Origin of the sequence: Pedobacter hartonius (assembly GCF_900107535.1) — a bacterium.
Classification (GTDB): Bacteria; Bacteroidota; Bacteroidia; order Sphingobacteriales; family Sphingobacteriaceae; genus Pedobacter; species Pedobacter hartonius.
On record NZ_FNRA01000001.1, the window covers coordinates 362518 to 389492 of the forward strand.

At 42.1% G+C, this 26975-nt stretch carries 23 protein-coding genes and 1 tRNA gene; 16 read left to right on the forward strand and 8 right to left on the reverse strand.

The features are described from left to right. Nucleotides 1-114: 114 nt before the first annotated feature. Both BLW16_RS01660 and BLW16_RS01665 read right to left on the reverse strand, forming a co-directional pair. Nucleotides 115-1332 carry an MFS transporter gene (locus BLW16_RS01660; protein ID WP_090554516.1) on the reverse strand — a complete coding sequence of 406 codons (1218 nt, stop codon included), beginning with the start codon at nucleotides 1330-1332 and terminating at the stop codon, nucleotides 115-117. A gap of 132 nt (nucleotides 1333-1464) precedes the next feature. Further along, entirely contained in the window at nucleotides 1465-2358 is an 894-nt protein-coding gene (locus tag BLW16_RS01665) for a helix-turn-helix domain-containing protein (RefSeq protein ID WP_090554517.1), read from the reverse strand. Nucleotides 2359-2549: 191 nt separating this feature from the next. On the opposite strand from BLW16_RS01665, the gene BLW16_RS01670 reads away from it, so the two are divergent. From BLW16_RS01670 to BLW16_RS01685, 3 genes are all read left to right on the forward strand, one after another. After that, on the forward strand, nucleotides 2550-3938 hold the full coding sequence (locus tag BLW16_RS01670; protein WP_090554519.1) for an NAD-dependent succinate-semialdehyde dehydrogenase: 1389 nt from the start codon (nucleotides 2550-2552) through the stop codon (nucleotides 3936-3938). Between the two features lie 98 nt (nucleotides 3939-4036). Continuing rightward, nucleotides 4037-4279 (forward strand): Atu4866 domain-containing protein, encoded by a 243-nt coding sequence (locus BLW16_RS01675; RefSeq protein WP_090554520.1) that lies wholly within the window; start codon nucleotides 4037-4039, stop codon nucleotides 4277-4279. A gap of 396 nt (nucleotides 4280-4675) precedes the next feature. Continuing rightward, nucleotides 4676-5275 (forward strand): Crp/Fnr family transcriptional regulator, encoded by a 600-nt coding sequence (locus tag BLW16_RS01685; protein WP_090554523.1) that lies wholly within the window; start codon nucleotides 4676-4678, stop codon nucleotides 5273-5275. Nucleotides 5276-5741: 466 nt separating this feature from the next. Here the strand turns inward: BLW16_RS01685 and BLW16_RS01690 are convergent, their stop codons facing one another. The 3 genes from BLW16_RS01690 to BLW16_RS01700 all read right to left on the reverse strand — a co-directional run bounded on the left by BLW16_RS01690 (nucleotide 5742) and on the right by BLW16_RS01700 (nucleotide 8346). After that, nucleotides 5742-6329, reverse strand: a complete 588-nt coding sequence (locus BLW16_RS01690) for a TetR/AcrR family transcriptional regulator (protein WP_090554525.1) — start codon at nucleotides 6327-6329, stop codon at nucleotides 5742-5744. A gap of 212 nt (nucleotides 6330-6541) precedes the next feature. After that, entirely contained in the window at nucleotides 6542-7291 is a 750-nt protein-coding gene (locus tag BLW16_RS01695) for an SDR family oxidoreductase (protein WP_090554527.1), read from the reverse strand. Between the two features lie 981 nt (nucleotides 7292-8272). Then, nucleotides 8273-8346: transfer RNA gene (locus tag BLW16_RS01700), tRNA-Ile, on the reverse strand. A gap of 212 nt (nucleotides 8347-8558) precedes the next feature. On the opposite strand from BLW16_RS01700, the gene BLW16_RS01705 reads away from it, so the two are divergent. The 3 genes from BLW16_RS01705 to BLW16_RS01715 all read left to right on the forward strand — a co-directional run bounded on the left by BLW16_RS01705 (nucleotide 8559) and on the right by BLW16_RS01715 (nucleotide 11216). Then, nucleotides 8559-9197, forward strand: a complete 639-nt coding sequence (locus tag BLW16_RS01705) for an HAD family hydrolase (RefSeq protein WP_090554529.1) — start codon at nucleotides 8559-8561, stop codon at nucleotides 9195-9197. Beyond that, nucleotides 9194-9532, forward strand: coding sequence for an Mpo1-like protein (locus tag BLW16_RS01710; RefSeq protein WP_090554531.1), 339 nt, complete (start codon nucleotides 9194-9196; stop codon nucleotides 9530-9532). The genes BLW16_RS01705 and BLW16_RS01710 overlap by 4 nt, the downstream gene beginning before the upstream one ends. Nucleotides 9533-9701: 169 nt before the next feature. Beyond that, entirely contained in the window at nucleotides 9702-11216 is a 1515-nt protein-coding gene (locus BLW16_RS01715) for a catalase (protein WP_090554532.1), read from the forward strand. Between the two features lie 64 nt (nucleotides 11217-11280). Here the strand turns inward: BLW16_RS01715 and BLW16_RS01720 are convergent, their stop codons facing one another. From BLW16_RS01720 to BLW16_RS01730, 3 genes are all read right to left on the reverse strand, one after another. After that, complete coding sequence (locus tag BLW16_RS01720; protein WP_090554534.1) at nucleotides 11281-11955, reverse strand: DUF6266 family protein; 675 nt, start codon at nucleotides 11953-11955, stop codon at nucleotides 11281-11283. Between the two features lie 2 nt (nucleotides 11956-11957). Further along, a complete protein-coding gene (locus tag BLW16_RS01725; protein WP_090554535.1) occupies nucleotides 11958-12602 on the reverse strand; it encodes a DUF6266 family protein in 645 nt (214 codons plus the stop codon). A gap of 607 nt (nucleotides 12603-13209) precedes the next feature. Continuing rightward, nucleotides 13210-14394, reverse strand: a complete 1185-nt coding sequence (locus tag BLW16_RS01730) for a proline dehydrogenase family protein (RefSeq protein ID WP_090554537.1) — start codon at nucleotides 14392-14394, stop codon at nucleotides 13210-13212. 95 nt (nucleotides 14395-14489) lie between these two features. On the opposite strand from BLW16_RS01730, the gene BLW16_RS01735 reads away from it, so the two are divergent. From BLW16_RS01735 to aroC, 10 genes are all read left to right on the forward strand, one after another. After that, nucleotides 14490-14696 (forward strand): RNA-binding S4 domain-containing protein, encoded by a 207-nt coding sequence (locus BLW16_RS01735; protein WP_090554540.1) that lies wholly within the window; start codon nucleotides 14490-14492, stop codon nucleotides 14694-14696. After that, the gene (gene aroB / locus BLW16_RS01740; protein ID WP_090554541.1) at nucleotides 14696-15763 is read left to right on the forward strand and encodes a 3-dehydroquinate synthase; all 1068 of its coding nucleotides are present in this window, start codon (nucleotides 14696-14698) and stop codon (nucleotides 15761-15763) included. Before BLW16_RS01735 ends, aroB begins: the two co-directional genes overlap by 1 nt. Beyond that, nucleotides 15753-16658 carry a sterol desaturase family protein gene (locus BLW16_RS01745; protein WP_090554543.1) on the forward strand — a complete coding sequence of 302 codons (906 nt, stop codon included), beginning with the start codon at nucleotides 15753-15755 and terminating at the stop codon, nucleotides 16656-16658. Before aroB ends, BLW16_RS01745 begins: the two co-directional genes overlap by 11 nt. Nucleotides 16659-16943: 285 nt before the next feature. Then, nucleotides 16944-19295 carry a TonB-dependent receptor gene (locus BLW16_RS01750; RefSeq protein ID WP_090554545.1) on the forward strand — a complete coding sequence of 784 codons (2352 nt, stop codon included), beginning with the start codon at nucleotides 16944-16946 and terminating at the stop codon, nucleotides 19293-19295. Between the two features lie 80 nt (nucleotides 19296-19375). Next, complete coding sequence (locus tag BLW16_RS01755; protein ID WP_090554547.1) at nucleotides 19376-20605, forward strand: DUF4374 domain-containing protein; 1230 nt, start codon at nucleotides 19376-19378, stop codon at nucleotides 20603-20605. 31 nt (nucleotides 20606-20636) lie between these two features. Next, nucleotides 20637-21986: a PepSY-associated TM helix domain-containing protein gene (locus BLW16_RS01760; protein WP_090554548.1), complete on the forward strand. Its 1350-nt coding sequence runs from the start codon at nucleotides 20637-20639 to the stop codon at nucleotides 21984-21986. A 257-nt stretch (nucleotides 21987-22243) separates the two neighbouring features. Beyond that, on the forward strand, nucleotides 22244-23077 hold the full coding sequence (locus tag BLW16_RS01765) for a prephenate dehydratase (RefSeq protein WP_090554550.1): 834 nt from the start codon (nucleotides 22244-22246) through the stop codon (nucleotides 23075-23077). 64 nt (nucleotides 23078-23141) lie between these two features. Further along, nucleotides 23142-24278, forward strand: a complete 1137-nt coding sequence (locus BLW16_RS01770; protein ID WP_090554552.1) for a chorismate mutase — start codon at nucleotides 23142-23144, stop codon at nucleotides 24276-24278. Between the two features lie 62 nt (nucleotides 24279-24340). Continuing rightward, complete coding sequence (aroA, locus tag BLW16_RS01775; RefSeq protein ID WP_090554553.1) at nucleotides 24341-25603, forward strand: 3-phosphoshikimate 1-carboxyvinyltransferase; 1263 nt, start codon at nucleotides 24341-24343, stop codon at nucleotides 25601-25603. Nucleotides 25604-25615: 12 nt separating this feature from the next. Continuing rightward, on the forward strand, nucleotides 25616-26707 hold the full coding sequence (gene aroC, locus BLW16_RS01780; protein ID WP_090554555.1) for a chorismate synthase: 1092 nt from the start codon (nucleotides 25616-25618) through the stop codon (nucleotides 26705-26707). The last annotated feature ends 268 nt before the right edge of the window (nucleotides 26708-26975 follow it).

The window sequence follows — 26975 nt, forward strand, 5'->3', positions numbered from 1 at the left end:
CAGATCTGTCAAATACTACAATTTGGAAAACAAACAACGTTACGCAGAATAACGAGCAGGTGGTTAGCCTTGGACGAAATGACTTTAGTGGTAATACAAAAGGCATTATTTAACTTACAAACAATTTACAATGAAGCGGATATATCTTTTTTTTTTAATTTTAGAGATGGCCAATAGGACAACGAAAGAAATTAAGACAAGTACTCCATAACCGTAGCCCAGGTTTAGTTCATCTTTTGCCGGAATATAATTTACGATTTCATAACTAAGCAATGAAATTATCATATAACTCACCCCTCCTGTTAAACCACCTGCAATGCCAGCATTCCTGGGAAATAAGCCCAGGCAAAAGGCAAAATAGTTGTTGAAGGTAAATCCTGCGCAGATATGGATGATAAAAGCGAAAAAAATCAGTGTATATAAGTTAGCTAAATAATGAGTACTAATTATCATGGCTAATACGAAGAAAAATTGAAGCGTTAAATTAACTGCTATTTTTTTAAAGAAATGCAGGTTGATAGTCGCTTTACCGATGAACCCTCCTATCATCCAGGCAATGCCTGATATTAAAGAACTGTACCCGGCAACAACAGGGGAAAAATTCAAATGATGTTCAATAATAAATGCTCCTGTCAAATTGTAAATCAGAATCATGCAATACGCCAGGCCGAGCATTACAATACTAAGCGTAAAGATGGGTGTTTTGATCATACCGAGATAGATGCCTGCAATTTTCCGGATATTAAACGGTGTACCCTGAACCAGGGTTTCGCCGCTAAAAAAGAATTCGAGTACGGCAAATGAAAATGCAAAGCAAGCCAAAAAATAAAAATTGGATTGCCATCCAAACACTGATTGCAGGTATCCTCCAACAAATGGGGCAACAATTGGGCCGGTAGACCAGATAATAGAAAACAAACTCAGATAGCTTTTCAGTTTTTCGCCACTAAACAGGTCAACAAAATATGCTCTTTTGGCTACTACAACGGCACCAACAGCCAGCCCCTGTATAACACGCATCAGGTAGATCACATAAATATTGTGAATCAATGCAATCAGCGCACTTGAAACCGTAAGAATTAATAAACAGATCAACCCAATTTTGTACCGGCCAAAACTATCCAAAATACTCCCGATAAAAAGCTGTGAAATTCCATAGCTGATTAAATAAATGCTAAAGGTAAGCTGTACCTGTATACTGCTGACATGCAGGTCAGCTGCCATATTAGGTAAAGAGGGTAAGTAAATGTCTGTAGTAAAACCGGATAATGGGATTAAACCAAAAGCCAGTAATGTAGCGATGCCACTATGTTTTTTATTTATTGTATTCATTTTCCATTTGATAACCAAACACTATTGTGATGATTTTGCTAAGTAGAATTTCCGTCTACTGCAAATACAGGTACAAATGTATTTAGTTACCGAATGAAAAATTAGACGAAATCAAACCGATTCTTGTAATAATCAAACCAATCTGTAGGAAGAAGGACTTATCCCCTCCTGTTTTTTAAAGAACTTATTAAAGTGGGCCTGATCATCAAAACCAAGTGCGTATCCTATTTCGGAAATGTTCCATCTGGTATATTTAAGTAGGATTTTTGCTTCCGAGTTTATCCGGTCATATATGATCTCACTGGTTGTTCTACCGGTCGATATTTTGATGATTCTGTTTAAATAGTTTACATGAACGGCAAGCCTGTCTGCAAAGTCTTTCGGAGTGCGCAGCAATAATCTTTCAGAGCTGAATTCGACCAGAAATTGTTGTTCCAGCATTTCAATAAACTTTGAAGTTATTCTGGTACCAGCATCAGCAGGCTTAAATTGATTTTTGTTTTGTCCCGTTTTCATAGCCAGAAACAACAATTGGCTGATATAACTTCTAATCAGTTCATATTTAAATACATATGAGGTATTAATTTCTTTGGACATTCGCTCAAAGATGGCTTTCACTTCATCATATTCCTCATCACCAAGTTCATAAACCGGTATCACACCAGGATCAAACAAAGGCAGTTCACTCAAATTCAGCCTAATGTTTTCTTTATAAAACTCTTCTTTAAAGACACAGAAATAGCCTTTGGTATCAGTGCTGACAACGTCATATGAGTAAGGGATCCGGGGTTGAAAAAACAGCAGGGTCTTGCCTTTCACCGTTATACTCTGATCCCCGTAGTGGAATATATTTTCCCCGTCATACAGCATAATTTTATAAAAGTTCCGCCTTACGTGCGGTGGCAGCAATTGTTCAGGGCGCAAACGGTCTTCAATACGAAAGACATTAAATTGCCCGATCGACTGACTCAGGCGATTTGGAAAATCACCAAATTTATAATTATAAAATTCTTCAATTGACTCCATTGTAAATAAATATCAGGTTTCAATTTATAAAAGTAGAAACTTTTGAGCGAATACTAAAAATAAGTTAGTGTTTAGTGTTCAATAAATGCACACCAGGAGGATATGGTTTGATTTTTACCAAAATTGGTTTGATTTCGGCTAACGCCTGGTTCCTGACAGCACTACTTTTGAGTTATTAAACAAAAGAAAAAATGAAAACAATTAAAGTTTATAATCCATCAACAGGCAGCCTGATTGATGAATGCGCAGACATGACTGAATCGGAAGTGAAAACTGCTATTGAGCGTACAGTAAATGCATTTCCATCCTGGTCAGGAAAATTGGCCTTAGAGCGGTCAGCATTATTACGTAAATGGCACGATCTTGTAAAGGCAGATAAAGAGGTGTTCGCCAGGTTGATGACCGAAGAAAACGGAAAATGTTTAGCTGAATCCCGTGCTGAGATCGACTACGGTTTAGGTTTTATTGAGTGGTATGCTGAAGAAGGTAAACGTGTTTATGGAGATACCATTCCTACCCACGATCCCAATGGTGCTGTAATCGTTACTAAAGAGCCTATCGGACCAACCGCATCAATTACCCCATGGAACTTCCCTTTCATGATGATCACCCGCAAAATTGCCACTGCACTGGCAGCTGGCTGCACCATGATCATTAAACCTGCAGAAGATACTCCGTTAACCGCTATAAAACTATTGGAATATGCCCGTACTGCTGGTATTCCTGAAGGTGTTTTTGAACTGGTAACCGGTGACCCTAAGATGATTGGCAGCCTGTTTACCGCAGATCCAAACATTAGAAAAATCTCATTTACAGGTTCCACCCAAATAGGTAAGCTTTTAGTGGAACAAAGTGCAAAAACCTTAAAAAAGCTGACTATGGAACTCGGCGGCAATGCTCCCTTTCTTATTTTCGATGATGCCAATATTGAGAATGCAGTGAAGGGCCTGGTAAGCGCCAAGTTGCGAAACTCAGGCCAGGTTTGTATTTCACCTAACCGTATTTATGTACAAGACACCTGTTTTGATCAGGTAGTTGGGCTACTTATCGATGCTGTATCAAAAATAGAAGTAGGAGATGGATTACGTGATGAGTTTGTAGTAGGGCCGCTGATTAATCAAAAAGCGCTTGACAAGGTGCTGAAGCTTGTGAATACCACTGTTGAAAAAGGCGGAAAAGTTCAGCTGGGAGGAAAGATCCATGATCAGGGAGGCCTTTTCTATGAGCCAACCATAATAACTGATTTGACAGACGATATGGAAATTCATAATGTAGAGATATTCGGGCCAGTATTTGCGATTTATTCCTTCACAACAGAAGAAGAAGCAATAGCACGTGCAAATGACACTGAATATGGCCTGGTATCGTATGCTTACACAGAAAATCTTGGCCGTGCTTTCAGACTTTCCCGGCAGATTCAATCCGGCATGGTCATATTGAACAGCGGATCGGTAGGTACAGCATCAGTACCTTTTGGCGGTGTTAAAGAATCTGGTTATGGCAGGGAAGGAAGTTACTACGGCATTGAGGAATATGTAGAAGTAAAATACACCTTATTTTCAGGTTTAAATTCGCACTAAAAATCATAATCATTCGTTACTCGTTAAAGCATGGATATCCCCATGGGACACCTCTATATGCCCCAGGGGATATCTTATTTTACATCAAATAACAACATATGGAAAAGTATACAGGAATGTGGGTTACAACAGATGGCTATATCAGGCAGGAACTGTTGCCAGATGGAAGGTATGACGAAGCCAGAGGTGATAAGAAAAGTGCGTATCAGGGAAGATACGAAATCAAAGAAACCCATATACATTATTGGGATGATACCGGTTTCGAGGCTGATGGGGACTTTGAAGGAGACGACATACTTCACCACATCGGAATGATATTCGTTCGTGAAAAACAGGTTTAGCTTTTTTAAAAGCTACATATTAAATTAAACCAATACACCTGATTACACTGATGCATTGGTCTTGTCTGCTTTTTGCTTACCGTACGATAACATGAATGTCAGGTAATTCAAATTTGACTTTTAAGTTACTCCGTTATTTTGGCAACATCCAGCAGATACCACATCTCGGTGAATTTTCCATCACGGGTCTTCTACAATGCGAACTCCGTAAACCCTATAGAACCGCCTGTTGGTTCGTTGCCAAAGGCCTGGAAAACAGTATCACTAGTATTGGTGATTGATCAAAAACTATGGTATGCTCATCTTTATTAAAAAAGACAATCTACTATCATGAGCCATACAGATTAGAACCAAAGCACAGCCGCAAAACCGGAAGAATTTTTAAAACTTAATATTATGATACATCATGAATTATTTAATTTTGTTTTTTCTTCAGATACGCTCTCTCAATTACTGAACGAACAGGCTGGCTCCGGAGAATGGATAAAATATTTAGATGATGTTATACTGGATATAAAATTCAGGAAAGATCAGCTTTTACTTACCCTGGGGCAGGTTCCTGATCAGATTTTTTTTCTTCTCAGAGGCTCGGTACGGGCGTATTATTACAATGAGGAAGGAAAACAATGTACTTTCTATTTGTGGGATGAATTTTCAATTGTGACTGACATTGTAAACTACATGGAAAAAGTACCTTCCGATCTTTACATTGAAGTATGTGAGGATGCGGATATGCTCGCCATCCCCAGACGCTCGCTCGACAGGATCATCAACCAATTTCCGGAATCATTATTATTTTTAAACAGCATTCTTTTACAGTATACCCGTCATCACAGGGAGCGGGATAAAGAAGCGCAATCTATGACCGCAAATCAGAGGCTGAACAAACTTGTAAAAATCAAGAAAAAGATAGTCTCAAAGTTTAAAAGCGAGGTTATCGCATCCTACCTTGGAATGTCCCGTGGCTACCTTTACGATATTAAAAGTAAAAGATAATCGCAATTATTCAGCTGCTGGTCGCCACGTTCCAATAATGCTTCCGTCCATAATCTTCCGAATCCTTTGGAAGCACCTGTGATAAAAACTGTTTTCGACATTTTATTTGTTTTAAATTTCAATGCTACAAAGGTTGTGTTTAACACAGAGAATGTTTAGGCCATTTTGGAGAAATACCAGGACAAAACTCCCCATTCCCATCTTTTTAAATCTAAGTAATCGAATTCATACATTGGCTAACGTACACAGCCGGCTTATTTTTTTGCACTGACTTTGCCAGAAATTGCATCCCCACGCAAACGCAGGCTCAGTAAATTTGAAAGCAAGAGTGGACAAGAGCGGGTAGTCTTTGAGGAACATTAATAAAGCGGCAACCCATTAAACACCCCACCTCATTCATTGCTGTACAATAATGGATCGAAAACCTAGGTGGGCTTCAGGCAAAATGCTTTTAACACACTGAATATTAGGCAGTTTCAATAACTTTTAAAGCTAGTTTTATTGTTTGATCATAACTTTGTTTGTCTTTTGAAACTTTTGCATCAACTCGTAATCCATTAATTATACTATAAAAATAATTTGCGAGAAATTTGGGATTATTACTTTTTGATAACTCTTCATTTTCTATTCCTTTTTGAATTGCTAATGTTAATGCATCAACTAGATTTTCTCTCTGTTTCTCAATAATTGAAAGAATTTCATTGTCATGTGGTGCAAGTTCTATAGTCGTATTTATAATAAAACACCCTTTTGATTTCGTGTCAACTATAGTTTCATCCGCAATTAAATTTAGAATTGTGCTTATTATTTCCATAAAAGGTTTGTCTTTAGCCAATTCATCTATCACTGCTTTTGCAGATGTTTGTATGTAATGTTGTAATGCTATAATAAAAAGATTCTTTTTGTCTTTATATGCAGCATACATACTTGAGCGGCTTATACCGAAGGCATTAATCAAATCTTGTGTTGATACTGCATTATAACCTTTAGTCCAAAAAAGCTCTGTTGCTGTTTCAATAACAAACTGTTCGTTAAACTCTCTATTCCGTGCCATTTGATTTAATTAAAGGTGGGATGACCATGTCATCCCACAAAAATACAAATTATGGACTATTTGTCCTGAAACAATTATTGTTTTAATAATCCAAACTGAATTCTTTGACTTTATAATATTCCATGTCCCTGAAAAGTTTGTTATTTGCTCAACACTGGTACTAAAAAACAACACATCATCCGGGCTATATTGATATAGTTATTTTATTTTTTTTAAAATTGAACCTGTCCCCCGTCAACAAAAATTTCTGTTCCGTGCATATATGAGGAATCATCCGAGGCCAGAAAAGTCACTGCTTTAGCAACTTCTGATGATTTTCCAAATCGTGCCATTGGTACTTTAGGCAATAAAACACTGGTAAAATTATCAATTTCCTCTTGATTCATACCTGTGTTGATAAAAAAATCACTTTCAATCGGTCCTGGACTTACAGCATTTAACCTGATTTTTCTTGTTGAAAGCTCAGCAGCAAAGGTTTTTACAAAAGATTGAACTGCTGATTTTGCAGCAGAGTAAACAGACGCACCATGCAACCCTTGTTCTGTAGCAGAAGAAGTATTCAAAATTATTGAACCACCTTCACTCATTAATGGCAAAATTGACTGAACTGTAAATAACGTTCCCTTAACGATTACATTAAATATTTCGTCAAAATGCGGTTCATCAACTTCCTCAATCATCAAAAATCTGCCATAACCTGCATTTACATAAAGTACATCAACCTTCCCTGTCAAAGCTTTAACTTTAATAGCAAGTTGTTTTAATTCTTCAATATTAGCGGAGTCAGCTACAATTCCGTGTGCATTTTCTCCAAGCATTTTTACGGTTGCATCAACGGAGATTTGATTTCTTCCTGTTATGATTACAGTTGCACCTTGTTCGATAAAATCAATTGCTGTAGCTTTACCGATTCCACTTGTTCCACCTGTTATTAAGGCGATTTTGTTTTGTAATTTTAGCATTTTGTTTTAGTTTTTATAAATCTTTATATTATTCTGAACTATTCAGTCCACAAATATATAAATTACGGACTGAATAGTCCAAATAAAAAACAGCTTATTTTTTAATTATTTTCAATGGTGTTAAGCATTGGTTTTAAGCCCGGTTAGCGGATGTCGGTAAATCCTGGCAGAAGATGATTAAAAATCGATTAATTGATAATTAGACGGCAAGGAATTGACTTTTATGGTTTTTTCCGGTTAGAATATGTTTTGCCACAAATGCAATATGACGATGGTCGATCCAACTTACTTTTCCGTTCTCTGTCGGGTTTGGCAAAAAAACTTTTGAAATAGTTGCTTTTGCTTCAAACATATTCAGCATAAAGCCTGTCGGACGAAGTATGGCCCAATCAATCGATTTACTTTGTAAATAATAGTCACTTTCAGCACTTGCTTTCGCCCATGCGATATGAGAGTCAAGATTACAATCTCCGGTTAATATTTTTACGATATGCTTAATGCTGGTTTCTACCGCTGCATCAATTGCTGACTTGCAATACTAAGATTGGTTATGTATTGCCGGGACTAATAAAAAATAATACTTCAGCTTTACCCTGGTTTATCTTGCAATCATTCTTTCATTTATCATCGGTTGAACCAATTGGATGACGAAACAATATGATGATAAATAGTAAAGCCAACACTACATCAACTAAGCCAGCTATCCAAAATATTTGTGGTAGTCTGGGACCGGAGATAAGCGCTTTTCCAATGGCGGGCCCTGCGATTAAGAAGTGAGAAAAATTAGCAATTGTAATTGGTCGATTGCAAATGCCGCCAATTAAACTTCTTTTGCCATCCCATCAAAATATGAGCTCAATACTAGCAACATCGAACCGCTCGCATGAACGAGGCAGCGTCACTTATCTACCTGATTAACAATAAATTATCTGATAAAAAAAAGAAAGGCAAGCAACGAAAATTCGTGCTTGCCCATTGAGGTGCGCCCACCTGGGCTTGAACCAGGGACCTACGGATTATGAGTCCGGCGCTCTAACCAACTGAGCTATAGGCGCTTATATATTTTCAGTGCTTTAAACACCACTTTTGTATTTTACTGTCAGCATTTTAAAGTTCCGCACAACTATTGAGCAATAACATCACGCTCTCCGGAACCAATGATCACAGGATTCATAATCCTATGCGCTAACCAACTAAGCTAATCACATGCAAATTAGATTTTGCGAGTGCAATGTTACATATTTGTATCGAATTTTAAAAACGGTTTATGGAAAAAATTAAAAATATAATCTTCGACTACGGAAACGTCATCTTTGCTATCGATTTCAGAATAGCACAAAAGACTCTTACACAAATCGGTATCTCCAATATAGAGGATTTTTTCGGACATAAAGGACACAATACACTATTTGATGAATTAGAGACCGGCAGCATCACTCCTGCCCAGTTCCGCGAAGGAATCAGGCTTGAAACAAAAAATCCTGCCTTAACAGACGCAGAGATTGATGCTGCATGGAACAGTTTGCTCATCGGTATCACACCCGAAACGCTGGATGTACTGGCCGAAGCCAAAAAACACTACAGAACTTTCCTGCTCAGTAATACCAATCAGATCCATTTCGACTATTTCACTGATTATCTTCAAAAAGAATTCCAGGTAGACGGTAACGACCACCTGTTTGAAAAAACCTATTATTCGCACGAAATGCTGTTAAGAAAACCAAATGTGGAAATCTTTGAACGCGTGATCAGGGAAAATAACCTCAACCCGGCAGAAACACTTTTCATTGATGACAGCCCGCAGCATTTAGTAGGTGCAAAGGAAGCCGGCCTGCAAACATTACTGATGACAAAACACCCTAAAGACCTCGGCACCTTTTTAAAAAGTAAAGGCCTGCTGGTATGATCAACAATAACCATAAGATCCAGCCAAAGAAATACAACTCTTTGAAAGAATTTTATTATTTCTATTTAACCGAACATCAAAACACCATAAACAGGGCTTTGCATTTTACAGGCATATCACTTTTATGCCTCTGCTTTATTGCCTCGGTGTTGTTTCATAACGTTTACTTTTTCATGGCAATCCCATTGGTGGGATTCGGTTTTTCCTGGATAGGGCACCAGTTTTTTGAAAGAAACAAACCCTCCACTTTAAAATATCCGTTCTTCAGTCTCGCATCTGATTTTCTTTTATTTGGTGATATCATCATGGGAAGACAGTCTTTTAAAACGAAATAGCTGATATTGATATAGTTTACAAACACGATAGATAACCTCTATATCAGTATAGAAAATAGGTGTTAGGTTACTCCCTGGATAGTGTATACTTTTAGCGAAGCAGGCTGCATAAGATTAGCACAAATAAAAAACTTATGCAGCATCATCAAATAGAAGAGCAACACATCACATGGAAGAGACAAACAAGCCTAACCGCAAATTAACAACTGCCTCTGGCAGACCTTACGCTGAACATGAAAACACACAATCTGTAGGTAAAAGAGGCCCCCTTTTATTACAGGACTTCGTCTTGCATGAGAAAATGGCGCACTTTAACCGCGAACGTATCCCTGAACGGGTAGTACACGCAAAAGGGACCGGCGCTTATGGTACATTTACCGTTACCCATGATATCTCAAAATATACTAAAGCCAAAATATTCAATCAGATTGGCAAAGAATGCAAAATATTCCTTCGTTTCTCTACTGTAGGCGGTGAAAAAGGAAGTGCCGATTCAGAAAGGGACCCGCGCGGATTTGCATTGAGGTTATACACGGAGGATGGCAACTGGGATATCGTAGGGAACAACACTCCGGTATTCTTTATCAAAGACCCCAAGAAGTTCAGTGATTTTATCCACACGCAGAAACGTGATCCAAGAACCAACCTGAAAAGCCCGGCAATGATGTGGGACTTCTGGTCGCTGAACCCGGAAAGCCTTCACCAGGTCATGATCCTGATGAGCGACAGGGGAACTCCCTATTCGTACCGCCATATGGACGGGTTCGGAAGCCATACTTTCTCCATGATCAACACCGAAAATGAGCGTGTATGGGTGAAATTCCATTTCAAAACACAACAGGGAATAAAAAACTTTACAGGCCCTGAAGCTGATGCGATGCGTACCCAGGATATGGACCACTCACAACGCGACCTGGTAGAGGCCATCGATAACGGAGAATTTCCGAAATGGAGCGTAAAGATCCAGGTGATGACTGAAGAAGAAGCTAAAACTTTTAAATGGAATCCATTTGACCTTTCAAAGGTTTGGCCACATGGCAAATTCCCGCTGATCGACGTTGGAGAAATTGAATTGAACCATATTCCTAAAAATTACTTTGCCAACGTTGAGCAGGCAGCCTTCGCCCCTACCAACCAGGTGGACGGAATCGGTTTCTCTCCGGACAGGATGTTACAGGGACGGATCTTATCTTATCCTGATGCCGCCCGTCACCGCTTAGGTGTGAATTATGAGCAGCTGTCTGTTAATGCCTGCCCTTTCATGACCAATAACTATCACCGTGACGGGGCGATGAGATTTGATGACAATGGCGAAGACAGCCCTAACTACTTCCCTAACAGTTTTGGAGATGTAGTTCCGGATGAAAGTTACAAAGAGCCTGCACAGGAACTGGAATCAAACATTGCCGATTGGTACGATAGAAATGGCGGCGAAGGCGACAATGACCATTATACACAACCGGGTGAGCTGTACCGTAAGGTAATGACTGATGCTGACCGCAAAAACCTGATCAACAACATTGTTGGTGCCATGAGCGGAATCAGCGGACCAAAAAGGACCCAGATCATCAACCTGCAGCTTTGCCACTGGTTCAGGGCAGATATTAGCCTGGGGATGGCTGTCGCCAGCGGCTTAGGCGTAGATGCCGCACAAGCCATGCAGCATGAAAGCCATCCTGGGTAATTAAAAACCGTTAATTAAAATTTGATTTTTAAAACCCCGCTCAAAAGGCGGGGTTTTATTTGGTCTAATCCATTAGTTTCAGCGTTCCGAGGTATTCGGTTTCAGAAACTCTTTTGCCATCGGCAGAAATAAAGAACATCCAGCCACAAAAATCATGACCAACATGTCTCTCGGCTGCCGTATAACTAAATTTCAGCACACTTCTCAACGGACCGCTTTTAGATGAAGTCCGGGCAACAACCGTATTTTCCGTGATATTGAAAAAAACAATAATGCCAATATCATCCTGGCGCGTAGATTTCTGCGGAAAGGAATTGAGCTCCCAATCTATGGAAAGCTTCCTTTCTTCTGCGACAGTAAACCTGGCATTCCAGGCCTGCTCCGTTGATTGGAGGGGCCGGCTGAGTTTCACCCGGCTGAAATCAATCTTGTAATCAGTACTTTCCCCTGTAAGCGCATTCATGATATGATAAGAAAGCGCAGCATTTCCGGGCGTCATTTTCGCCCTCCTGGAAAGCTGATAACCGTCATTGAGGGTTCGTTCTCCTATCTGTGATAAAAAATCTGTTACGACGCTAAACAAATCTCTTTGTTTTGCCTGTTTTGGAGTTTTTTTGCCTTTTTTCGGTTTTTTCGGCCGTATTTTAACAACTCCTGTTTTTTTCCATCTGGTGACGACAATAGGCCCCACTACTCCGCTCATGTCTCCTAAGACTGAGCCTGCTCCTACTTTTCCCATAACTACCAGATAAATTGTCCGAGGTAAACACTGTCGGATATGGCTTCACGGTTATCTGTAATGAAAGACAAATACACCGCTGCCGCATATCCCTGTTTAATTCCAGTCAGCATCAATACGTCTTTACCAGCATGCCTCTGGGCACCGCCAATCATATAACGCGCCATTTTGAGTTCCGGGAAATAAGCCATCATGACCACCTGGTCGCTAAAATGAAGACCCTCTACTTTAATCTCCGGGTTCCAGCTGAAAGCCAGTCCTGATCCGGTTAGCTGTACTGCCGCGTCTTCAGGGGGCCGCATATTTCCCCTTGTCATCAGTACACCGGAAACATCAACGATACGGTTTGGATAGATCCCGGTCAACGCATTTTTCCTGACATAGGAAAGCATAGCATTATAGCCGGTTTGCCTTTCCAGTTTACCCTGAAGCCTGAATCCGATTTTCGCGAATTCCGCCAGCGGTCTGACAAATGCAGTACATACTGACGTGTCCTGCCGGGTGGAAAGCTGATCTGTTGTTGGTGCTTTGGTACTTGGAGCAGGTGCTAAACTGACAGTTGTTTCCCTGTCTTCATGCTGTGAAAACACCATGTTTCCAACTTTTCCGGAAAAGCCTTGCGCAATTCCACTTTTTACAATTCCCATTTTCTGATAATTTAAGTTTATAATTAGACATTTCAATTCATTATTTTTTTGAAATGATAACCTCGCTTAATATCAAAATGGTTTAAAAATTACCTGAAGTAAAACAACAACATATCTTTTGAAAGCGAAAATTATCATTTGTTAATTTGTAAACAAACACTGACTCTTTCCATTGACCTAAAGTTAATTGTTGATTTTGATAAAGAAAAATTTATTTTAAGAATTTTTTTAATGCCGCTGAATATCAGCATACCGGCACAATAGACAATCACATTATATCAGTCCGTACCACAGCTCGTTCTGAACTCGTTCATAAATTATAATTTGCTGTTATTTTGCTCTGCCCGGGCATACCCCGGGCATAGGCTGAAAGCGCCCCGGCTATACCTCAGCATTACCCATCTGGGTATAGCCGGGGTATAGCCAGCGTATGATGGACGTATCGCCGGGCTATGCCCGGTCAGACCGTAATACTATCCGTTAAATCACACAGCTAGTCTTAAACATTACGCATATATCTGTACTTACAGAAGCTCTTTACCGCTGCAATTGGTATGATCCGGCAGTTAATGAACTGTCCGGCGCCTTTTTCCTGAAAAATGATGTTTTACGAGTTCCTCCGGTTTTTCTCCCTCGCAATCAGATCCAGCTCTCTGCTGGTTTGCCCCGCAATGGAAGTATTCTCCTGGGCGCGTCTGAACAAGTACGGCATTACCGCTTTAACCGGGCCATAGGGAACATATTTGGCTACATTATATCCGGCGTCAGACAGGTTGAAACTCAGGTTATCGCTCATTCCCAGCAACTGTGAAAAGTAAACATGGGAATGGCTGTGCTGAATGGCATGGGTATCCAGCAGCTCGGCCAGTACTTTACAGCTGGCTTCATTGTGCGTACCGCAAACAATACCGACCTGCCCGATATTTTCTACACAGTAGGTAATGGCGGCGTTATAATCTTTGTCTGTAGCCGCTTTGTCCGGCTGTATAGGCGAAGTATATCCTTTTTCCGCTGCTCTCCTGCGCTCTTTTTCCATATATGCGCCGCGAACGATCTTGGCACCCAAAACAAATCCTGCTTCTTTAGCAATCAGGTGATCTGCTTTGATATGGGCAAGCTTATCATGGCGGTATAGCTGATACGTGTTATAAACAATCAGTTTTTCCTTATTGAACAATATCATCATATCTATCGCCAGCGCATCGATGGTTTTCTGTATCCAGCTTTCTTCAGCATCGATCATCACAGGTACATTTTTTTCAAAGGCCGTTCTGCAGATCCTTTCACAGCGGTTTTTCACCCTGCCAAATTCGGCCGTCTCCTCTGCTGTAAGCTGTAATTTGGCATCCAGTTTCTCCAGCAGGGCAAAACGGGCAATACCGGTGATCTTAAATACCGTAATCGGAATGCGTTTATCCCCCGCCCCGCGGTCTATCGTGCGGATGATCTCGGCACAGGTAAAGTCAAAAACGTGCTCTTCCTCTTCTCCCTCTACGGAATAGTCCAGAATGGTACCTACTTTACCGACCGAGAGGTGTTCAATCGTATTTTCACATTCAGCAATGGTTTCGCCGCCGCAAAACTGCTTAAAGATGGTGGATTTGATCAGTCCCTGTATCGGCAGCCCGATATTCAGGAATAAATTGGTCACCGGTGGCCCCACCTGGGTTAAAAAATTGCTGCTCATTACTTTAAATAACCAATAAGCGCTGTTTAGTTCTGATTTTGATTTACTTCGGAAAGCGATTTCAGTATTGTCAAAATTTAATTTTTTCCCCGGGGATACCTGCATTTGGATGAATAAGTTAGTCAAACTGCTGCAAAAATATAAATTCCCCGACTATCAAAGGTAAAACCCTTTGTAATTAATTGTAAATTTGCTGCATAATGATAGAATTTAAATTAGAAGGTGAATTTATCCCTATGATCCAGCTGCTGAAAGCAACCGGACTCGTGCAAAGTGGCGGTGAAGCCCAGACTGTTGTGGAAGACGGCCTGGTGAAATATAATGGCAGCGTAGATTACCGCAAACGTCTGAAAGTACGTCAGGGTGATCTGATTGATTTTATGGGAAACCAAATTAAAGTAGTTTAATGGATACGATTGAGAGTTCAGGACACAATATATATTTTGATACCAGGTTAGCTCCCCTCGCGGAGATCATCGAAAAAGGAACGTATAGCAATATCTTCGTTTTTGCAGACCGCAATACGGCTGAAGCCTGCTTACCTGTATTCAGGGAGATGCTGGATGATTTCAGCGGATTTGACCTCATCGAAACTGATCCGGGAGAGGAAAACAAAAATATCGATTTTTGTATCGGTATCTGGAAGACCTTACTTGATTTTGAGGCCGACCGCAAATGTCTGATGATTAACCTGGGCGGCGGCGTCATCACCGATATGGGCGGATTTGTAGCTTCTACCTATAAACGCGGGATCGATTTCATCAATATCCCTACCACGCTGCTCTCACAGGTAGATGCCTCTGTGGGTGGAAAAACGGGGATAGATATCGACAACGTAAAAAATATGGTGGGCACTTTCACTTTGCCCCAGGCTGTATTTATTGAAGCTGAATTCCTGAAAACTGTTCCTAAAAGGGAATTACTGTCGGGTTTCGCAGAGATGATCAAACATGGGCTGATCGCTGACAACAGCTATTACCATGAGCTCAAAGCAGCAAATTATCAAAATATCACTACCGCAGCAATCCACCGCTCTGTTGAGATCAAAAACACTGTAGTGACCGAAGACCCCCTTGAAAAAGGATTACGCAAAATCCTGAACTTCGGGCATACCGTCGGGCATGCAGTTGAAAGTTATTCCCTGAGCAAAGATAAAAAACCGCTTACCCATGGAGAGGCCATTGCTATCGGGATAATCTGTGAAGCTTGGCTGTCCCATAAAAACAGTACACTCAGCGCCGATGAACTTGCAGAGATCAGAACGTATATATCCGGCGTTTACCCTGCCTATAAAATTAAAGAAAAATCTTTTGCTCAGCTTTCAGCACTGATGCAAAGCGATAAAAAAAATGAACACGGGAATATCCTCTTCTCGCTGTTGCAAAACATAGGCCAATGCACCTACAATTGCAGAGTTTCAGAAAGTGATATCCGTGAAAGTATGGAATATTACAATTTAACTTATGCTAAGTGAGACTGAAGATTTAACGGCTGCATTCTTAGTTGTATTCCTCGTACTGTCATGCCTGCTGGAAATGTATTTCAGTTATGTGCATGACAGGCACCTGTACGAAAAAAGGGATACATGGAATAATGTTTACCTGATGGGGCTCGCATTTTTCATTAATCTGGGAACAAAAGCGGTCACCCTGTTCATCCTGGATTGCTGTTATCAGTTCAGGCTCTTTCACATTCACAATGTATGGGTATACTGGATCCTTCTGGTGCTTATTCAGGACCTGTTGTACTGGTGCCTGCATACTTCGGGACATTATGTAAGGTTCTTCTGGGCAATGCACGTTACCCACCACTCATCAACCCTTTTTAACCTGACCACGGGATTCCGCTCCACGGTTTTCGAACCGCTGTACAGGGTATTCTTTTATTTGCCACTTGCATTTATGGGTTTTTCAGCCCTGGATATCATCCTTGCATACCTGATTACCCAGCTGTATGGCAATATGGTGCATACGCAGACTGTTAAAAAATTACACCCCATACTGGAATATATCCTGGTCACCCCCTCCCATCACCGCGTTCATCATGCCAGTAATGTCGTTTACCTGGATAAAAATATGGGCATGATCCTGATCATCTGGGACCGGATGTTTGGCACCTTCCAGGAAGAACTTCCGGAGGAAGAAATTGTTTACGGATTAACACACCAGCCTGAAGATACAGGACCGGTAAACATCGTGTTCCATGAATTCAGGGCCTTAGTGGCCGACGTAAAACGTGCGCCCGGCCTGAAGAACAAATTCAGATACATGTTTTATCCTCCCGGATGGAGCCACGATGGAAGTACGCAGATCGCCAGTGTGATGCAACAGGAATTGCGTGAAGCCCGCCAGATAACAAATGAGCGCTAACCGTAGATTAGCAGACCATGAATAACGTCAGTATTAAGAAATAATTGTATTTATTCCGGTTAGTTGTTGGATTAAAAATTTATTTTAATCCCATTTTAATATCATAAACCGTTTTAGTTCAGCTACTTGATTAGTTTGCCAACCATACACCCCCTGACACAACACCTCTTCTAATTTGGATTGGATCTAAATAACCATATATTTGCGTTATAAAAATGCCACACGGTTCGGACCCGTGTGGCGTAACGGGATTATCCCGCTAACCTTTAATCGTAGTTAAAAGTAATGCAATTTAAACAAATTTTGCCATTGGCCATATTATGCGCTAATGTATTTTTCGCGGAGGCTCAAACGCCGCCCTCCAGCATCAGCGGAAGTCTGAAGGGAAATTATGGTGAGCCTGTCCATGCAGCAACCATCAGGCTCCAGAATACTTCATATGGAACTGTTTCCGACCAGCAGGGTCACTATCTGATTAAAAACGTTAAACCAGGCACTTATAACATATTGATCAGGGCCGTTGGATTTAAAGACCAGAAAAAGGAAATTAAACTTGCAGCCGGAGAAAACCGTAACCTTGATTTTAAAGTAACAGAAAGTGTTGAACAAATGGAAACAGTTAACGTTTTAGGACGCACTGCAGCCCAGGAAACCAACAGACAGGCATTTAACGTAACATCCATTGATGCAAAAAAACTCTACAACACAACGCTTGATATTTCCGGCGCGCTGGACAGGGTTGCAGGGATACGTGTAAGGGAGTCCGGAGGTGTAGGATCAAACTTTAACCTTTCACTAAACGGTTTTTCAGGAAATCACGTAAAGTATTTTATCGATGGTATCCCGATGGATAACTTCGGTACTTCATTCCAGATCAATAACATCCCGATCAATATTGCAGACAGGATTGAAGTTTACAAAGGCGTAGTCCCAATGTGGCTGGGCTCTGATGCATTGGGCGGCGCAATCAATATCGTTACGGGCGATAGGTACCGGAACTATGCGGATGTTTCTTATTCTTATGGATCCTTCAACACGCACAGGAGCGTGATCAATGCGGCTGCAACAAGCAAAAACGGACTTACTGTCCAGCTGAACGCATTCCAGAACTATTCAGATAACGATTATAAAGTTAAAATTGAAGCTGCAGATATCTTTACCGGAGCCTATGCCCCGGAAGCCCTGCTAAAAAGGTTTAACGATAAATACCACAATGAAACTGTGATTGCCAATGTGGGCGTTGTGGGTAAAAGTTATGCCGACAAACTCCTGTTCGGTATCACTATGGGTAAAAACTACAAGGAAATCCAGACAGGCGCCCGCATGACGCAGGTATTTGGCGCATGGCACAGAAGGGGTACCATCCTCATGCCTACCCTGAAATACAAAAAAACAAACCTGATCAAAGGCCTGGACGTAACTGTTAATGCAAATTACAACCTCGGTACCGAGCAAAACATTGATACCGTAAATGCAAGGTACGACTGGTATGGCAATTCAAAACCAACCGGCTCCGGCGGCGAACGCTCCAGAAGTATGTATAAATACAAAAACAACAACGGGCTGGCCACAGGTATGTTCAACTACAAGATCAGTGAAAAACAATCTGTAGCACTGAGCAATGTTTTCTCAACATTTGACAGAAAAGGCAGCGATCCGCTGAACCCTACAAATGCCGAGTATGAAAGACCAAAAAAGACCAATAAGAACGTTTTGGGTCTGGGCTACAATTTTGACGTAAAAGACAGATGGAGCACCACGATATTTGGTAAATATATCTCACAAACCAATATCAGCGGCAATGGCGGCTCTGCAAAAGCAACCACCACCAAATTCGGATATGGTACCGCAGCCACTTATTTCCTCAATAAAAATGTACAGCTAAAAACATCTTATGAGCTGACCAACCGCATGCCGGATGCGCAGGAGATCTTCGGGGACGTTGAAAACCAGGAAGGAAATCCTTCATTGAAACCTGAAAAAAGTAACAATATAAACCTGGGAATAAGCTATAACTTCAGTATCAACACCATCAGCAATTTCGCAGTTAATGCGAATGCAATTTACAGACACTCCGATAATTTTATTTACAACAGGCTCAACGCCAACCAATCGAAACTCATTGCAGATAACAGGGAGGGCGTAAGGACTTGGGGAGGAGATGCAGAAATCAGGTATTCGTATAAAAACTGGTTAAGTGCAGGAACAACGGTTACTTATCAGTTCCTCAGAAACCTGCAGATGTATGAGCCCGGAGTTTCAGGAGTAAGCCCTGTGTATTTAGACCAACTGCCTAACATTCCCTATCTCTTCGGAAATACAGATGTTTCTGTAACGCTGAAAGACGTAGTGAGAAAAGGAAATACACTGAACATCGGCTATAATTTATTGTATGTACATGCCTTCTGGTTATACTGGCCAAGTCTGGGCAGCAGAGCGGCAAGTGATGGCAAATATGTAGTTCCGCAACAGTTATCACACGATGTGAATTTTGTATACAGCATCAAAAATGGCCGCTACAACATTGGCGTGGAGGCTAAAAATATTACCAATGCGTACCTGTATGACAATTTCAGTCTTCAAAAACCAGGACGCGGCTTCTACCTGAATTTACGCTACTTCATCAACAACCAGTAGAGACTCGCACAGGAGGCAAAACATCTTCCTGAAGCCAACTCAAAGACGAATATTCAAACACAAAAAAACCAATAAAAAAAATGAAAACAAACTTTACAAAAGTATTGATCATGCTGGCATTTACAGCTGCACTTGCTTCCTGCTCAAAAAAAAATAATGCCGATACAATTGCTGCTGATCCGGGAAATTATATTCTTGCCGTAACACCTACTTCCCTTACTGGTGTTGCAGATTATTTACTGACTGCAAGTGACCTTGAAAAAGGTACAATCTCTGCCGTAGGAAACGGAATAGAGCAGGATGGCTCTTACAGGTATTACGTAACGGCAAACGACAAGTTTTTCAGCATGTTATACGGACAGGGAAATCCGGGTGCCGTTACTACTTACAACATTTTAAACGGCAAGCTAAACAAGCTTTCCAACTTCCAGTCTGAAACAGTGCAGGCCTTCGCCCCTGTAAATGACGATATCTTAATGCTGAAGATCCCAAGGGCGATCACCAACCCACTGGCAAACTTCTACCGCGTGAACACAAACAGCCTGCTGATCGCCGGTGAAGGTACCATCAACACCCAGACGATATTGAATAACGGCGAAACGGCATTCTTCAGCTGGATCAAACAGGTAGGTACAAAGGTTTACGCCCCTATCTTCTCTATCAAGGCCTGCTGCGGTGCTGCTTTTGGAACTGCATTTCCTGACAATGCATGGATAGCCGTATTCTCTTACCCTGACATGAAACTTGAAAAAGTAATCAATGACAACAGGACCAGCTTTATCGGAAGATATTTTACAGACGGACTGGCAGTAGTTGAAAACGGCGATACTTACGCTTTCTCTTCTTCAGTTGCCGTAAGCAGTGGTACTACACTTACTTCTACCAAACCATCTGCTATTACCAGGATTAAATCAGGTACTACAGAATTTGACCAGACTTACTTCATGGACTTTGAAGCTGCTTCTAATGGTTATGTAATTACGGACTGGTTGTATTTAGGCAGCAATAACTTTGTTGCAAATGTAATACTGAAAGCTAACAGGGGCGCTTATACTACAGGAACAGCCCTGGCAATCGTAAACGTGGCCAACAAAACATTTAAACTCGTGTCTGGAATGCCTGATGTGAAAGACATAAAATCTGTTACTTCTAACAACTATACGCCTAAAGATGGCAAAGTGGCTTATTTCGGTGTGAACTTAAACAGCGGTTTGAACTATGTATATAAAATCGATGCGTCAACTGCTACTGCTACGCAGGGCCTGAAAGTTGAAGGTGGGGTAATTGCTGCCATTCAGCACTTAAAATAATAGAAGCACACACGTATAATAGATTAGCGCAATGATTACAGGAACTCAACACAACCCCAAAAAGAAACCAAAAGTTTCTCTTTTTAACCGTATTAACAAATGGCTGCATTTATGGCTGGGACTGGCTTCTGGAATCATTGTTCTAATTGTGTGCATCACTGGCTGTATCTGGGTATTTAACGAAGAAATTACCGCCCTCCTTGAGCCTGAAACGAAAGTTGAAAAGCAGGACAAACCTGTACTTACACCTTCGCAGCTTAGTGTTATTGCCGCCCGTCTTTATCCAGGTAAGGTAGTTGGCTATGCACAATATATCCAGGGCAGAACAATTGACCTGTCGCTGAGAAACCCACAGGAAAAAGGAAGACACGGCGGCGGAACTACCCTAAAGATCAATCCGTATACCGGGCAGGTAGTTGGCCGGCAAGTCCGCAAAAAGGGCGATGTAGACTTTTTCAGGTTTATCCTTAACGGTCACCGCTTCTTATGGCTTCCTTATGGAATTGGCAGGCCGGTCGTAAATTACGGTACCCTGGTTTTTGTAGTATTGCTGGTCACAGGTATGATCTGGTGGTATCCAAAAAAATGGAATAAAGGAACGGTTGACAAAAGCTTTAAAATCAAATGGGGCGCCTCTTTCAAAAGGGTAAACCTTGACCTGCACAATGTACTGGGGTTTTACTCGCTGCTGTTCCTGCTGGCAATTGCGCTGACAGGAATGGTATATGGAATCAGCTGGTACAGCGAAGGCCTGTACTGGGCAACCAGCGGCGGCGAAAAACTTCGGGAGTTCAGGCCAGTGAAATCAGATACGGTAAATGCAAAACATTTGTATACACCGCAGCAGGCCATGGATATTGCCTGGACAAAAGTGACAGCAAAACACCCGCGTTCGGAAGGATTTTACTATTCGTTTCCAGATACTTCAAAAGCGATGGCTACGATCAGCATCACTGTGTACCCTACCGCCGGGCAGTTTTACAATAACCAGAGCTACACATTTGGCCAGCATTCACTGAAAGAACTGAAAGGTAACGGCGTATACGCAATCTCCTATGCAGCCTCTGGCTTTGGCGGCAAACTGCGTAAAATGAACTATGACATTCACGTAGGCAGCATTCTCGGCTTTCCCGGTAAAGTACTGGCCTTCCTGGCTGCACTGATAGGTGCCAGCTTACCGATCACTGGTTTTCTGGTATGGTACGGCCGTAAATTCAAGAAAAAGAAAAACACAAAACGCCCTGCATCAGGTGCTGAGTCTGCCGGCAGCCCACATATAGCTCTCCCGGATAACCGGCCCTCAAAAGCTGGTTATTCTTTTTTCATCGCAGGTCAAAACACACAAAAAATAATTTTTTTTATTTTACTATTGACAAATTAAATTTTGTTAGTACATTTGGAAAAATAAAACAATAAAAAACGGGTGCTGATCTTAAGCCCCAACAATAAAAAATGAGAAACATCACTACATATTGGTTTGGTTACTTCTACTATTTTAGTAAGAGCCGGGACTGATATGCAATCAAAAGAAACAAGATAAATTGTATATGAAAAGTCCCGGCCTAAAGCCGGGACTTTTTTTTTAATGCAAAATTTCAAGCTTCTTTTTACCAAAATAACACAGAGATCAATAAGAAAATGAACACATCAGTAAAAGTAGCAATTCAGGGTATCAAAGCATCATTTCATGAAGAAGCTGCTTTCAAGTTCTTTGGCAATGACATTCAAACCATTGAATGTAACTCCTTTAAAAAGACTTGTGAGGTATTGGAAGCAAATGAGGCCGACTATGTGGTCATGGCTATTGAAAACTCAATTGCCGGCAGTCTTTTACCTAACTACACCCTGATCAGGGAATACAATTTTGCCGTAACCGGCGAAGTCTACCTGCCGATACAACTGCACCTGATGGGACTGCCGGGCGTAAAACTGGAAGATGCACAGTTTGTAACGTCACACCCTATCGCCCTGCGCCAGTGCATCGACTTTTTTGATGATTTCCCGCACCTTAAAATTGTAGAAGGTACAGACACAGCTGCCTGTGCTAAAAAGATTAAAGATGAAGGATTAACGGATACGCTGGCGGTCGCCAATACACTTGCAGCCAAACTTTACGGCCTGAATATCCTGGAAAGAAGAATTGAATCCAACAGCAAGAACTATACACGTTTCCTGATCCTGCAAAAGGAAAAAAATGAAACCCTGAAAGAGATCAGCAAAGCTTCGATCGTTTTCCAGGTAGGCAATCATGTAGGTGCATTGTCACAGGTGCTGACCATCTTTGCAGAACAAAACGTAAACCTGAGCAAAATCCAGTCAATGCCCGTACTGGGCAAAAGAAACGACTATTATTTCTACGTCGATCTGGAATGGTCGGACATGGAAAAATATGATATCGCCATTCGCCGGGCCCTGAAGTATACCGTGAACTTTAACATCATGGGCGAATACCTGAAAAACGACAAAGTATAAGCAACAAAAAGTATATCAGCACAACAAACATAAAATCGCAAACCCCCTATTAATTATCCATATCATGAAATTAAATCTTAATATCCAGCCTTTAGAGAGCTGGTTGAACATTAAAAACGAGCCGCTCATTATCTCCGGACCCTGCAGCGCTGAAACTGAAGAACAACTGCTATCTACCGCTCATTTGCTGGCCGCTACAGGTAAAGTGTCTGTATTAAGAGCTGGTATCTGGAAACCGCGTACCCGTCCGGGAGAATTCGAAGGAATCGGAAGCATCGGCCTGGAATGGTTGAAAAGGGCAAAAGCTGAAACCGGCCTGCCTACAGCAGTAGAAGTTGCTACAGCAAAACATGTGGAAGAAGCCCTGGCAGCAGGAGTAGATATCCTTTGGATCGGCGCAAGATCTACAGCTAACCCTTTCACCGTACAGGAAATTGCTGATGCCCTGAAAGGTACAGATATCCCTGTATTGATCAAAAATCCGGTAAACCCTGATATTTCCCTGTGGATTGGCGCCTTAGAACGTATCAACAATGCAGGAATCACTAAAATCGGCGCGATTCACCGTGGCTTCTCTTCATACGAAAAAAGCTCGTTCCGTAATGAACCCATGTGGGAACTGGCTATTCAGCTGAAAACTTTATGCCCTACTTTACCGATCATCAATGATCCTTCACATATCTGCGGAAACCGCGAACTCATCCCTTACATCGCACAAAAAGCACTGGATCTGGATATGCAGGGACTAATGATCGAATCACATATCGATCCTTCTGTAGCATGGACTGACGCCAAACAACAGGTTACGCCATCTGCTCTGGAAGAACTGGTTTCAAGACTGAGCGTTCGTGACCCTGAATCAAACAATGCAGATTTCACAGATAAACTGGTAGAATTACGTCAGAAAATTGATAAGATAGATGATCTTCTGATCCAGAAATTAGGTGAGCGTATGGCTATCGTTGAGAAAATCGGTGAATACAAAAGAGATAACAAAGTCACTATCCTTCAGGTTAACCGCTGGGATGAGATCCTTAAAAAAGGAAGTGCATTCGCAAAAGCCTTAAAACTGGACCTGAACTTTACAGAGAAGTTCCTGGAGCTTGTTCATGGAGAATCTATCAGAAAACAAACTGAGATCATGAATGAAGGCAAAACCGAAGAGGAAATAGTTGAAGCTACATCTGGCACAAAAGCATAACAAACAGGAAAACCTGCAGGGATTGCTCAAGCGGTTCCTGCACGCTTTACCTTTATAAAAATATGGTTAAGAAACAAAATGCAGTTGTTTCCTTTACAGGACTAAAGGATATCCATACAACTATTCATCTGACTGGTTCTAAAAGTGAAAGCAACAGGGCCCTGATCATCGCAGCCCTGAGCAAAGGAATGGTCATGGTAAAAAACCTGTCCGATGCCGCTGATACGGTTATTCTCAACAGGATCCTGATCGGCCTGACTACTGCAGCCCTGGAAGAAAGAAGAACGGTAGATGTTGGCCATGCCGGCACAGCCATGCGTTTTCTGACTGCCTTTCTTTCTACCATTCCTGAAAAGTTTAAACTTACAGGCTCCGGCAGGATGCAGGAACGCCCTATCGGAATCCTGGTTGATGCGTTGAAAAGCCTCGGTGCAGATATCTCCTATGAGAAAAATGAAGGTTATCCTCCCCTGCTGATCAACGGCGGACTGCAGGATACCCCTTCGGAAGTTTCCATCCGGGGAAATGTGAGCAGCCAGTACCTGTCGGCTTTGCTGATCATTGCACCTACACTGCCCTCGGGCCTGTCACTGCATATCCTGGGCGGATTAACTTCCAGACCTTACCTGGAAATGACGCTGAACATGCTGGCCTCTGCAGGGATCAGACACAGCTGGGAAGGCGATACCATCCACATTGCACAGCAGGTGCATCAGGAAGCCATATTAGTTGTAGAGCCCGACTGGAGTGCTGCCTCTTACTGGTACAGCATTGCTGCCCTAGCCGTTCAGGCTGACATCATCCTGCCTAACCTGAGGGAAGAAAGCCTTCAGGGAGACAGCGCGATCCAGCAGATCATGATTCCCCTTGGTGTAAGCAGCTCCCGCAGCAAAGACGGCATTCAGCTGATCTCAGCAGCAGAACAGCCGATCATCGGGGTCATGAATTTGAAAGACTGTCCTGACCTGGCACAAACAATCATCGTTTGCGCAGCAGCAAAGGGATTAAACCTGTCGTTCACCGGTTTGGAAACGCTAAAGATCAAGGAAACAAACAGGATCCTTGCTTTGCAAACTGAACTGGCAAAAATCGGGGTGACCCTGAATGAGGATAACGAGGTATACACACTGAACTGTGAAGGACTGAACTTCCCTGAGAAGATCAGCATCGCTACATACGATGATCACCGTATGGCCATGGCCTTTGCTCCGCTGAGCCTGCTGATCAAAGAGGTTGAAATAGAAGATTACCAGGTAGTTGAAAAATCTTATCCTGATTTCTGGAAAGATCTGCAGCAAGCCGGTTTTACAGTACAAGAACTTTAACATAAAAATATAATGGCAGGTAATACATTTGGGCATTTATTCAGGATTTCCACTTTTGGAGAATCACATGGGGAAGCCATTGGCGTTATCGTTGACGGATGCCCTGCGCAGCTCCCTATAGCTATTGAGTTTATCCAGTCAGAACTGGACAAACGCCGTCCCGGTCAGTCAAAGATCACTACCCAGCGTAAGGAGAGTGATACCGTACAGATCCTTTCAGGCACCTTTGAAGGGAAAAGCACAGGCACGCCCATCGCGTTGCTGATCCCCAACGAAGACCACCGCTCCAAGGATTATGAGCACAACAAGACTGTTTACCGTCCCTCACATGCCGATTATACTTATGATGCCAAATATGGTATCCGCGATCACCGTGGCGGAGGCCGCTCTTCGGCAAGGGAGACTGCTGCACGTGTTGCCGCAGGTGCCATTGCCAAACTGCTGCTTCAGCATTACGGAATCAGTGTTTTCGCCCATGTTTCGGCAGTAGGAACAATCAATGCACCTCACCTGCAACCGCTGCCCGTTGAAGAACTGCTGGCCCAGCGTGAAGAGAATATCGTGCGTTGCGCAGATCCGGCTACAGCAAAGGAAATGATTGAATTTATTGATCAGATCCGGAAAGACGGCGATACGGTAGGCGGAAAGATCAGCTGTGTGATCCAGAATTGTCCTCCGGGACTGGGGGAACCGGTGTTCGATAAATTACATGCCGATCTTGGAAAGGCGATGTTAAGCATCAACGCAGTCCATGGATATGAATACGGCTCTGGATTCTCCGGTAGTGAGATGAAAGGATCGGAACATAACGATATCTTTTTAACAAATGGCGACAAGGGGCCAAAAACGCTGACCAACTTTTCCGGCGGGATACAAGGGGGCATTTCAAATGGTATGGAGATCGGTTTCACTGTAGCCTTTAAACCGGTAGCTACGATTATGCATAATCAGCAAACGGTGAATGCCGCTGGTGAAGCTGCAGAGATCAGTGGAAAAGGAAGGCATGACCCCTGTGTGGTACCAAGGGCAGTAGTTATTGTTGAGGCAATGGCGGCGTTGGTACTGGCAGATCAGTTGCTGAGACACAGGGCCAGCCAGCTGTAAGGGATATTTTAGATCATCAATTAGATGTTCAGTTCTATTGATATCTTTATCTGTAGCTTAAGATTTTCTCTATTCTATAGATATCCGGGCTTTGCTGAAAAAAAGGGACCTCTCTTTCGATGCTGCCTGCTGCTGAAGCGCAGCAGAGAAGGCATCGAAAGAGAGGTCCCTTTTTTTTATAGCTGATCCTTTGGACGGTCTGTAGCATGACGGCCGGATTCCCCGGTCTGCAATAGGCTTAAAGCCTCCGTTTAAAAAATCCACCGGA